Genomic DNA, 10,760 nt, shown 5'->3' with positions numbered 1-10,760 from the left:
CTGCGGGCTTGGTAAATCTATCAGGGAGGCTTTTATTATGTGGCAGGAATGCATGAACGAACAGAGTTATATCACAAAACTCCGCCGTGATCTTCATCAGATCCCGGAGCTGGGCAAAGAACTTCCGAAGACGCAGCAGTACATCTGCGACGAACTTGACCGTCTCGGCGTCCCATATACAAAAAACAAGATGGATTCGGGCATCATCGGAATGATAAAGGGCGGTCTTCCCGGAAAGACTATATTGCTGCGCGCGGACATCGACGCGCTCCCCATCACGGAGGATACGGGGCTTTCTTTTGCCTCAAAACATGAAGGCCGGATGCACGCCTGCGGGCACGATACGCACGCAGCAATGCTGCTTGGCGCGCTGAAAGTCCTAAATTCGCACAAGGGCGAGCTTAAAGGCAATGTAAAGTTCCTCTTCCAGACGGCGGAGGAAATATCAAAAGGCGCGCAGGTCGCTATAAGCGAAGGCGCGATGGATGGGGTAGACGCGGTATTTGGCCTGCACATCGGCTCCATCCTTGGAACGGAGATCCCAAGCGGAACGCTCGTCGTAGTCCCTGGCTGCGTCATGGCTTCGTTTGACCGCTTCGTCATCACGGCGAAGGGATGTGGCTGCCACGGTTCCGTGCCGGAAAAGGGCGTAGACCCGATCAACATCGCTTCTCACATCGTCATCGGACTACAGGAAATAATAGCCCGCGAGATAGCGGGCGCGACGCCCGCCGTGCTCACCATCGGCAAAATCAACGGCGGCTTCGCCTACAACGTCATCCCAAACGAAGTCGTCATTGAGGGCACCATCCGCGCCTTTGACGAAAAGGTGCGCCAGTACATGGCGCGCAGGATAGGCGAAGTTGCCGAAAACACAGCGAAGACCTTCCGCGGCGGCTGCGACTACATGATGGACTGGGGCGCGCCCCCCGTGGTCAACGACGACGCGATGGCATCTCTTGCGGCCTCCGCCGCGACCCGCGTGCTCGGCGGAAAGAATGTAAAAACATCGCTGCCGCAGCCGAACATGGGAGGCGAAGACTTCGCCTACTATCTCAAAGAAAAGCCCGGCGCGTTCATGTTCTTAAGCTCCGTCAACGCTGAAAAAGGAACCGACGTGCCGCACCATAATCCGAAGTTCGACGTGGACGAAGACGTCTTCTCAAGCGGAAGCGCAGTGTTCGTTTCAATCGTGGAGGACTTCCTGAAATAACGCGCCCCAGGTGCGCAGCGCGTCAAAAATAAGACGACCGACACAAGTACAGAGGCCTCGCGTTTTGCGAGGCCTCTGTACTTGTGTCACGGGAGTTCCCGAAAGAGACGAGGCGCGCCCGTGTGCCGGTGTGATAAAATATTTTTATGCGTATACAGATCTTTTTAGATATCAAAAATGACATGTGGAAGTAGAAGGCGATGATTTTTCGCAAGCCAGCAGGCTTCGCGGGCCTTGCTGACTATAGAAAGACCGGAGGCAAATCATAAAATGACAAAAGAAGAGGTTTTTTCACAGCTTTGCGCCTACCGCCGCGATTTTCATAAATATGCGGAAAGCGGCTGGGCGGAATTCCGGACTACTGCAAAAATTGCGGAGGCGCTTGACGGCCTTGGGCTAAAAATCGACTTCGGCGGCAGCTTCATCCATCCGGAGGACGTCATGGGGCGAAAGATCGACGCGGAAAAGGAACGCGCGCGCGCGGTGCTTCAGGGTGCGGATCCAGAGTTTGTAAAAAAGACAGGCGACTTCACAGGACTTTGCGCGGAGCTTGATACGGGGCGCCCTGGGCCGGTAGTCGCCTTTCGCTTCGATATCGACGCCGTGGACGTAACGGAGGCGGAAGACGAAAACCACCGGCCAGCGCGCGAAGGCTTCGCCTCCGTAAACAAAGGCTCGATGCACGCCTGCGGCCACGACGGACACGCGGCCATCGGCGTCGTGCTGGCAAAACTGCTGGTCGAGGAAAAGGAAAGGCTCACGGGCCGCGTCAAACTGATCTTCCAGCCGGCGGAAGAGGGCGTGCGCGGCGGCTATGCGGTGATGCGTGCCGGCCTTGTCGACGACGCGGACTATTTCATCGCGATGCACCTTGGGCTGGGACTGCCGACCGGCGTCGTCTTTGGAGCAACGCGCGGGATGCTCTGCACGACAAAATTTGACGTACATATCAAGGGCTTCGGCGCCCACGCTGGCGGCGAACCGGAGCTTGGCAGAAACGCTCTGCTTGCCGCAGCCTCAGCCGCTCTTGCTCTGCACGCCATAGCGCCGCATTCGGAAGGCAGTACGCGGCTCAACGTGGGAGTGCTCAACGCAGGCGAAGGCCGCAACGTCATTCCTCCCTCCGCCTATATGAAGGTGGAGACGCGCGGTGAAACAAAAGAGATAGCCGATTATATGTGGGGCCGCGCGCAGCAGGTGCTTTGCGGAGCTGTCGCCATGTACGGCTGCGAATATTCCGTGGAAAAAATGGGCGAGGCGCCGTGCGCCGAATGCACCCCGGAGCTTGCGCGGCTGATAGCGGAGGCCGCGCGTGATACAGAGGGCGTAACCGCTGTAAACGATGAACGCACAAGCGGCGGAAGCGACGACGCCTGCTGGCTGATAAACCGCGTGCGCGAACGCGGCGGCCAGGCCACCTATATTGGCGTAGGCTCCTCAAACCCAGCCGGTCATCACAACGCTCTGTTTGACATAGACGAAGCCTCGATGCCCATCGCGGTGGATGTCCTAAAAAAAGCCGCACTCACCCTGGCAGGCGGCCAAAAATAAAAAACAGCGGAAAAACGAAAGCGCATGGCAAAGTTTTTCCGCTGGTTTTCCAGCTATCGGCGGTGACGTTATTTTTATTCTTTCCAGCGAATGAATTTTTTTTCGGCGGAGCTCAAGAGCAGATTCAGGAGGCTTACAACGATACCGATTAGAATTATGCCCGCAATGACGTTCGTATAGTTGGCGTAGTCCGAGTAATTTTTTATGAAGTAGCCGAGGCCGCTTGCCGCTCCCGTCATTTCCGCCATGGTGAGCAGAAGGAAGGATGTCGACAATGTTATGTGCAGCCCTGAGATGATGCCTGGCAATATGTATGGAAGTATCACGCAAAAGATCATCTCCGAATGGGATAGTCCCATGGCGAGCGCCGAGTCGGTGATATGTCTGTCTATTGACGAAGCCCTGTTTATTATCCCCATGAGCGTGGGCCAGAATATGCCTAGTATTATTATGAGCGCCGCCGCGCTGCGGAATGTTGGCATCACAGCAACGGCGTAAGGGCTGTAGATTATGGGCGGTATAGGGCTCAGCACCTTGGCAATGGGGAGGATCATGTCCCTGAGAAACTGGAACCTGCTCACCACAAGTCCCAAGATGACGCTTGAGGTCAGCGCGATGGAGATGCTGAAACCAAGCAGGGCCAGCGAGGAAAAAATGCCTCTCAGCATAAGAGCCCTGCAGTCTTCAAATACCTGAAAGACGTCGCCGGGCGGCGGCAGCAAAATAGGATTTGCTATTTTGAGATTGACGGCCGCGGCTTCCCATGTAATAAGAAGTATTATCACCAAAGAGGTGATCGCCGAAAAAGCCGTTGATTTGGCCGGATTTCTTAATAATTGGACAATGTAGACGGCTTCTATGAGAACGGCGGCGGCAAGGAAAATTCTGATATCCGCAAGCGACGCTCCGTGATTGAAGAGCAGAAGCGCCGTAAGCGCCGCGCAAAAAAACTGTGTGATGAAAACAGAGCGTTTCATATTTTCTGCTCCCCCTGTCTGCCGCGCGTTTCGTAGAAAAGCTTCGCCAGCCTGTTTGTAATCGTAAAATATTCCGGGGTTAACGCCATATCCTCTTTTTCTCTTGGGTAGGGCAGCGAGACGCGAATATCTTCATAGATGGCGCCTCCAGTCATAAATAGTATCCTTTCGCCCAGCGTCACAGCCTCATCCACATTGTGCGTCACAAAGAGAACTGTGCGGAGGGCTTCTTTTTTTGCAACGTCCACTACAAGTTTTTGCAGCGATTTACGCATTTGCGGGTCTAGCGCGCTGAACGGTTCGTCAAAGAGCCAGATGGGGGAGTCCATCGCAAGCGAACGGGCGATGGCTGTACGCTGGCGCATCCCGCCGGAGAGCTGATGCGGGTATTTATCCTTTTCTTCAAATAACCCCACCTGATCAAGATACTTATCCGCCAGCTCCGCCGCCTCTTTTTTACGCATACTCTGAGAGTGTTTTATTCCGAAAATAACATTTTTACGTACCGTCATCCATGGAAATAATGAATAGTCTTGAAAGACGATGGTTCTATCCGTCGTCGGCCCGAGCATTTTTTCGCCGTTTATCGAAATAGAGCCGGAGGCCGGTTTCAGAAGTCCCATCAATAGGCCTAGCAGCGTGCTCTTGCCGCAGCCGCTGTGTCCTAAAATGCAGACGAACTCGCCTTGGCGCACAGAGAGCGACAGGTCGTTGATCGTGGGGCTCTCCGTGTTGTAGCTGAAGGAGAGCCCGCGAGTCTCTATTGCGTATCTTGCTTCCACGACAGAGCTAGAGGTTGTTTGCCGCAAATTCTTTGTCCATCTTTTTGAAACAGGCCTCTTTGGGATGACGTTTCAGCATTTCGTCGAGCGCGGCGCGATATATTTTTGTATCTATGTTTTTTGAGATGTCATTTTTCGCGCCTTTTGGAAGGTCTCCGTTCTTTCTCATGATTTCATAAAAATCCTTAACTCGGTTTGCCGCGGGGTCCATCGTTATTACCATAACGTTTGCGTAAAGGCAGTATTTTACGTAATCCTCCGGCTGGCCGGAGTAATCCATCAGTTTTTTGACCGCAGTTTTCGGGTCGTCTTGCAGGAGTTTGTAGGCTCTGAGGTTTGCCGTCTGGAATTTTACGAGCGCGTCGAATTTTGTGGTGTAGCTCTGCCGTGACGTGGTCTGCCTGCAGCAGACGGCGTTAGGGGCTGCGCTTCCGACGTTGAAGGCTACGGCCAGCCCCTTTTTTTCTGCGATCAGGCCAAAACCGCTGTTTACAAAACCAATGTCGGCCGCGCCTTTTGATACCGCCTCAATTATTGACTGAAAGCCGTCAAGCTGGATTATCTCAACATCTTTGTTGAGGTCAAGTCCTGCCTCGCGCATTTTTGCCTTCATGATCATATGGCCCGTCTCCGGCCTGTGGACCGCTATTTTTTTGCCCTTAAAGTTTTTTACGTTTTTGTATTTGTCTTTGTTCTCTTTGAGCGTGACGCCCTGACTGCCCTCGGCGATGGTGCCTCCGTAGACCACGAGGTCGGCTCCCTTTGCAATGAAGGTCATAGAAGGAATGACTCCAAGCGGCAGGATGTCAAGCTTGCCCATCTGTACTGCGGCGATGCCCTCATTGAGGTTTGATATCTGTTTGATCTCGACGTCGACGCCTTCGTCTTTGTAGTAGCCCATTTGCTGCGCGAGTACGATCATCGCGGGTTTTATGCTGCTGCCTGTGTTGCCTACAGTAAGCGTCTGCGCGGCAATGGCGGAGGGAGCCGACGCCATTATGATAAAAGTGAGCGTCAACAGTTTTAAAATAATTTTTTTCATCGTGTCTCTTCCTTTTCTTCATTAAAATATGGGCAATTATTTTTTAAGCACTCATTATTGAATTTGCCGTACACACATGTGATGGTCTCCGGGACAGCCAGCTCGTACCCAAGGTTATCCGCCGTGTACTTTTTCATAAACTGTAGAGCGGCGAAGGTGTTTCTTTTGCAGCATCTGGGGCCTCCGAGCTCCGCCATCCTAGTGAGCGCGCCCGCAGTCGCGCGGTTGCAGAGTCCCCATGTCTCTTTTGAGAGCGGAGTGGTTCCCGTAGCCACGCTCATATAGATTCCGCATCCAACCGCGGCGCCGCAGGTGCCGTAGAAACCGCAGAAGGCCGGCAGCACATTTTTTGCCCGCTTTTCGACCTCATGCAAGTCGTTCTGGAATTTTTCTTCATTTTCTTTCTTCGCGATATACAGCGATGAAAGCAGAACGGCTGGGACGAGGTAGTGGTGCGCGAAATTGTGCATTGGAAAGCTTACGTCGTTCATAACATCAAAGACGATTTCTAAAATAGAACCGCTCTCCTCTGTTTTGTAGTACCGCACGCATCGTTCTGTTATTATCTCAAAACTTCGTTCACAACTTAAGGCCATCGGCTATGAGCTCCTTTATTGTTTTTGTTTATCTGTTTCGCGCATTGTATCAGGAATGGACTCCGCCAGCTTTTTGATTTTGTTCATATAGTCAAGGAGCGTCGCCTTCCAGAAGATGAGGCAGATTTCTCCCTCTTCCGTTATCCGGTAGATGCGGCGGCCCTGAGTGTCGTTTTCCATTTCCAGTTCCGAGGACAGCAGTCCAGCCTCTTCCATTTTTTTGAGCATCCTGTATAGCCCGGTGGGGTCTAGGCTGCTGTAGTCCATGATGTCGCTTTTGTATAATTTTTTTAATAGAGAAAAGCCATGCAGCGGCTCGTCCCTGAGTATTAAAAGAATAGAGGGCTGTATGAAGCGTTCTAGAAAAGATCCTCTGCAGGCGCATTTTTTCATTTATTTGACCTCCTCACCTATTAGACTATATCTAATATAACGGGTAAACAAACATAAGAGTCAAGGGCTCTTTCCAATGCCTGTATGAACGCCTTAGATATAAACAGTCTTGCGCGCGTTAGCCCGTTACGGCATATACGGCCTAGAATCTAAGTTCCAGAAGCTTTAATCCGTGTTCCTGAAGCAGCGTCGGGATCTCTCTGCGCGCGCGCTTGCTGCGGATGAAGATGGCGAGGTTGCGTTGCTGGCCGAAGCTTTCGTCAGCGTCGGAATATACAGGTTTGCCGTTTCCTACGATGTCGAATATCTTCCACCTGCCGTCGGTGTCGATAAAGTAACCCTTGGAGCGTACTATGTCTGCCGGCAGCTTTGTCAATGCCTCTTTGAATTTTTCAGGGTCACCCTCCCAGAAAGCCGACAACGAGGCCAAGCTGTCCGGCGGGGCCATGTGCGGCGTCATATTGCTGAGCGTGTCCGTTATGAAGCTCTCCCATGCTTCCATGTCGGGGAGGGGAGTGGAGAGTTTTTCATTTTCGTCTTCCGACGATAGGAAGTCCCAGGGGATGCGTCCGAATGCAGTTTCGGTGATTTTTGCGGCGCCGTTTATCTCTTTCAGGTGCGCGCGGAGTTTGTGCAGTTCCTCTTCTGAGATGAGGTCCGTCTTGTTGATTATTATATGAGAAGCGGCTTCTGTCTGGCGTATGACCGCGTTGAAGAGGTCGAGCCAGTCTTCGAAATGTTCTGCGTCAATGACGCAGAGATTGCCTTGCATCTGATAGTAGTCGTGGAGCATACCGTGAGCTAAATCTTTTTTCATATCGGTGGTGTCGGCTACGCCGCTTGCCTCGACGAGCAGCAGTGTAGGTTTGTAATCTGTAAGTATTGTGTAAAGTCCGCGCAGGAAGTCGCCCTTCGCGCAGGCGCAGAATATAGAGCCGCGGCTTATCTCTATTATCTCCAGCCCGTTTTTGCGAATGACGTCTCCGTCTACTCCGGCCTTTCCAAATTCATTCATAAGCACAGCCACCCTGTCATCTTTTGGGCATGTTTCAATAAGATGGCGCAGCAGCGTCGTCTTGCCGCTTCCTAAAAATCCCGACAGGAGAAATACCTTGCATTTGTTCTTCATGCTGTTTTCAGTCATATTTTTTGGCCTCCATATCCTTGCTGATCCAACCGACCTTACTGCGCAGACGTCCCAGTTGATTTTCGTACCATTCTTTTGGATGGGTAAAAATCACCTCTGCGAACTCCTGCGGCATATCGTCCTTGATTTTAAAAAGTTCCAGCTTGGCCCAGTAAAGCAGCGCCTGCCATATAGGGCGTTTTGTTTCTTTTACAAGTTTTTTGGCTACAGAAAAACAGATGCCGCTATGGTACCAGTCTTTTTTTCTGGCGTCAATCACTCCCATTAGGCTGAAGGCGATGCCTCCGCCCTGAAGGCCGTCCTCCCAGTCTGAATGGATAATGTTATAAAGTTTTCCCATACGTAATAAATATTTTTCAGCCTCTTCGTAATTGCCAAGAAGCATAAGGCAAAAAGCGGCCTTCGCCAAAGAGAGGCCAAGACCCCGGAAGAGCGCCACCGACTCGCCTATGTTCACACAATTTTCGTAATATCCAAGCGCCGCTTCTATTTTTCCGTCGGCGAGTTTCCAGTCTCCCCTGAAATGTTCCGCGGCGATGAGGCAGACTGTATAGTTCTGTCCGCTCTCCTCAAGTTTTTCAAATATCATCGTGGATTTCAGCAGATAGCTCTCCACTTCGTCATGCCGCCCCGCAAGGATATTTGCTATTGCCATAAAACGCAGCGAGACGCCCTCCCAATGTTTGAACTTTTCTTTTTTTGCATAGCGGTATAGCTTTCTGGAAGCAAGCGACAGCATCCTTGCGTCGTCTCTTTGGATAGCGAGGAAGCATATTTGAAGGCCGGCCTTTATGATGGGCTCAGGGTCTCCTAGTGTCATAGCCTTGTGCAGTGCGGCGCGCAGCATCTGTTCGGCGTCGGAATATTTTCCGCTCCACCATAGATACCCGCCTCGTAAAATGTAGAGGTCTCTTTCTGTGCGCAAGAGTTCTGGGCTGCCGCCCTCGGTGCGCATAAGATGGTTCATTATCTTCCAGCATTCAGAGAGGGCGTTCTGCGTGTAATTTACTTCCTCAACCGTGGGGATATAATGCATGAGGTCTTGGTCGACCAGCGTAGGGAATACCTCGTGCACCGCCATAAAATGAAGCCCAAGCTCCGTAACCCTCCATCCCAGCTCCTTTTCAAGAAAGCCGGCTTCGTGGCAGTGGTAGAAAAGACGCGAACATATTTTTTTATGGCGGTACCGGAGTACGGCAAGGGATTTCTCCATGACCTCTATGTTCTTTATATGCAGCGCGGTCTCTCTTGATGCGGACATTCCGCCAAGTAGCGCTTCCCTTATCTTTGCGTGCGAAAAATAATAGAGTACATTGCCGTTTTCGGCTTTTTGTTCGCGAAGCAGCCCGTGGAGCCGGAGGTCGTTATATAACTTTGAGACGTGGAGCGGCGACATATCAAGGACTTTTGCAAGCTCAAGCATCGAGGCGTATTCCGGACAGACGGCTATCGCTTCGAGGAAAAGCCGGCTTTCATCGTCAAGCAGCTCAATTATCGACAAGAAAGTGTTATTGTAATGAACAGCGCTTCCAGTCGTTCCGTTTATTCTGTTTTTGATGATCTCCTTTATAAAAAATGGATTGCCTTCGGTCTGCATATAAATGCTGTGGATATCCTCGTTAGACCATTCCACGTCAGGCGACATCTCATGGCATATCCGTTCTGTCTCCTCCAGGTTGAACCGCCGCAAGGTTATTTCAAGCTGTTCAAACGGCTCGTCCGCTAAAGTGGTGCGGAGTATGAAGGCGGAGCGTATTTCCTCAAAGCCTGATATGATCAGATGGCGTGTCGCTGAATGGTCGCACATCACAGATTCCAGTATTTTCCATGAGGCGTCGTCCATCCATTGTATATTTTCAATAATGAAAAGTTTTCGCGAAGAGTCGGCGGTCTCGGATACGTTGCGGTATATGATGTCGGATATGCAGGAATAATTCAACTCGGACAGCGAGGTCAAATTATCAAACTGTGACGGAGAGACCTTTAACGTTTTTAAAAAACGCATGATAGGCGCAAGCGGCATAGTTTTTTCTTCCTGGGAACACACTATGGTATAACATTCCCAACCTTGGCCGGCAAGGCAAGAAGAGACCTCGTTTATAAAAACGGTTTTACCGATGCCCTGTTCTCCCCACACCAGAGCGCATGAGGCAATACCGGCCGCGCCAGATTTGGAAATAAAGTCAAGCATCTTTAATATCTCGGCGTTTCTGGCAAGAGGACTCTCATCCAGAATACTCGGCGTCGCCGCGCCTGGTTCGGAGTCTTTTTTTCTCTTCATAAGGGGAGCGATATCCGAAAGATCCGCGGTTATTCCAAAATCACTTTCTATACGCGTGGAAAAAGCTCTGGCCGCGTCCACGGCTTTAACTTTTTGATTTGTCTTTATATAAAGCCTGACTAATTCGCCATGGATCTTTTCGTCGTAAGGTTCCAGCTCGGACAGCTTCTCATAGCATAGCACTGCGTCCTCGAATCTTTTCTCCATAAAACCGGCAAGCTGCGTCTGAGCGCGTTTTTTCAAGTTTCGCACCAGCACGTTATGATAATGCTGGCGTTTAGGCAGTAACCAGTCGCAAAAAGACCCCCAGTCGTCAAGTTCCGGCATATCCATAAAAGGACGGCACAGCTCAATGATTTCTGGCCACTCAAGGGAGTCGATGCGGTTCAAAGAATCGATGTCTCTTGTGATTTTTATCTTGTGGTCCAAAGAGATGACCCCGCCCGCACTTACCGTGACTGGAAGCTGTTTTTTTATATAACTCATGGCGTTGCTTAAGTTACGGCGTGCTTTTTCAATCGTTTTGTCGGCCCAGAGGTATTCGCAGACCTTGTCGCGGGCGATGCTCTGCTCCTCTATAAGTATCAGCGCGAATATCTGCGCCTTTCTGAACGGAAAGACGTGAGGGGCGCCATCTATAAACAGTTCCGGGTTGCCAAGAAAGCGAACCTTGTATTTCATTTTTATCCCCCATGAAAAAGACTTGCGCTCTATCTTATACAAAACGCAAATACTTTACTCAAATTTCACTGAATTTTAACATAAATTTTGCGCCTTT

The 10,760-nt window shown here is 51.1% G+C and carries 9 protein-coding genes; 2 read left to right on the top strand and 7 right to left on the bottom strand.

The window, feature by feature from the left end; translation table 11 throughout:
* Positions 1-37: 37 nt before the first annotated feature.
* Together RRY12_05215 and RRY12_05210 are read left to right on the top strand one after the other, a co-directional pair.
* A complete protein-coding gene (locus RRY12_05215) occupies positions 38-1,213 on the top strand; it encodes an amidohydrolase (GenBank protein ID MEG2184054.1) in 1,176 nt (391 codons plus the stop codon).
* A gap of 270 nt (positions 1,214-1,483) precedes the next feature.
* The gene (locus tag RRY12_05210) at positions 1,484-2,764 is read left to right on the top strand and encodes an amidohydrolase (protein MEG2184053.1); all 1,281 of its coding nucleotides are present in this window, start codon (positions 1,484-1,486) and stop codon (positions 2,762-2,764) included.
* Between the two features lie 74 nt (positions 2,765-2,838).
* Here RRY12_05210 and RRY12_05205 read toward each other — a convergent pair whose 3' ends face one another.
* From RRY12_05205 to RRY12_05175, 7 genes are all read right to left on the bottom strand, one after another.
* Positions 2,839-3,741 (bottom strand): ABC transporter permease subunit, encoded by a 903-nt coding sequence (locus tag RRY12_05205; GenBank protein ID MEG2184052.1) that lies wholly within the window; start codon positions 3,739-3,741, stop codon positions 2,839-2,841.
* Positions 3,738-4,550 carry an ABC transporter ATP-binding protein gene (locus RRY12_05200; protein ID MEG2184051.1) on the bottom strand — a complete coding sequence of 271 codons (813 nt, stop codon included), beginning with the start codon at positions 4,548-4,550 and terminating at the stop codon, positions 3,738-3,740. The genes RRY12_05205 and RRY12_05200 overlap by 4 nt, the downstream gene beginning before the upstream one ends.
* Positions 4,531-5,565, bottom strand: coding sequence for an ABC transporter substrate-binding protein (locus RRY12_05195; GenBank protein MEG2184050.1), 1,035 nt, complete (start codon positions 5,563-5,565; stop codon positions 4,531-4,533). The genes RRY12_05200 and RRY12_05195 overlap by 20 nt, the downstream gene beginning before the upstream one ends.
* A complete protein-coding gene (locus RRY12_05190; protein ID MEG2184049.1) occupies positions 5,562-6,161 on the bottom strand; it encodes a DUF5714 domain-containing protein in 600 nt (199 codons plus the stop codon). Before RRY12_05190 ends, RRY12_05195 begins: the two co-directional genes overlap by 4 nt.
* Positions 6,162-6,176: 15 nt before the next feature.
* The gene (locus RRY12_05185) at positions 6,177-6,554 is read right to left on the bottom strand and encodes a PadR family transcriptional regulator (GenBank protein ID MEG2184048.1); all 378 of its coding nucleotides are present in this window, start codon (positions 6,552-6,554) and stop codon (positions 6,177-6,179) included.
* A gap of 142 nt (positions 6,555-6,696) precedes the next feature.
* On the bottom strand, positions 6,697-7,698 hold the full coding sequence (locus tag RRY12_05180; protein MEG2184047.1) for a CobW family GTP-binding protein: 1,002 nt from the start codon (positions 7,696-7,698) through the stop codon (positions 6,697-6,699).
* Positions 7,691-10,663 carry a hypothetical protein gene (locus RRY12_05175; protein MEG2184046.1) on the bottom strand — a complete coding sequence of 991 codons (2,973 nt, stop codon included), beginning with the start codon at positions 10,661-10,663 and terminating at the stop codon, positions 7,691-7,693. Before RRY12_05175 ends, RRY12_05180 begins: the two co-directional genes overlap by 8 nt.
* Between the last annotated feature and the right edge of the window lie 97 nt (positions 10,664-10,760).

This window comes from Cloacibacillus sp., from assembly GCA_036655895.1.
GTDB lineage: Bacteria > Synergistota > Synergistia > Synergistales > Synergistaceae > JAVVPF01.
This window is presented reverse-complemented; position numbering and strand designations above follow the sequence as displayed.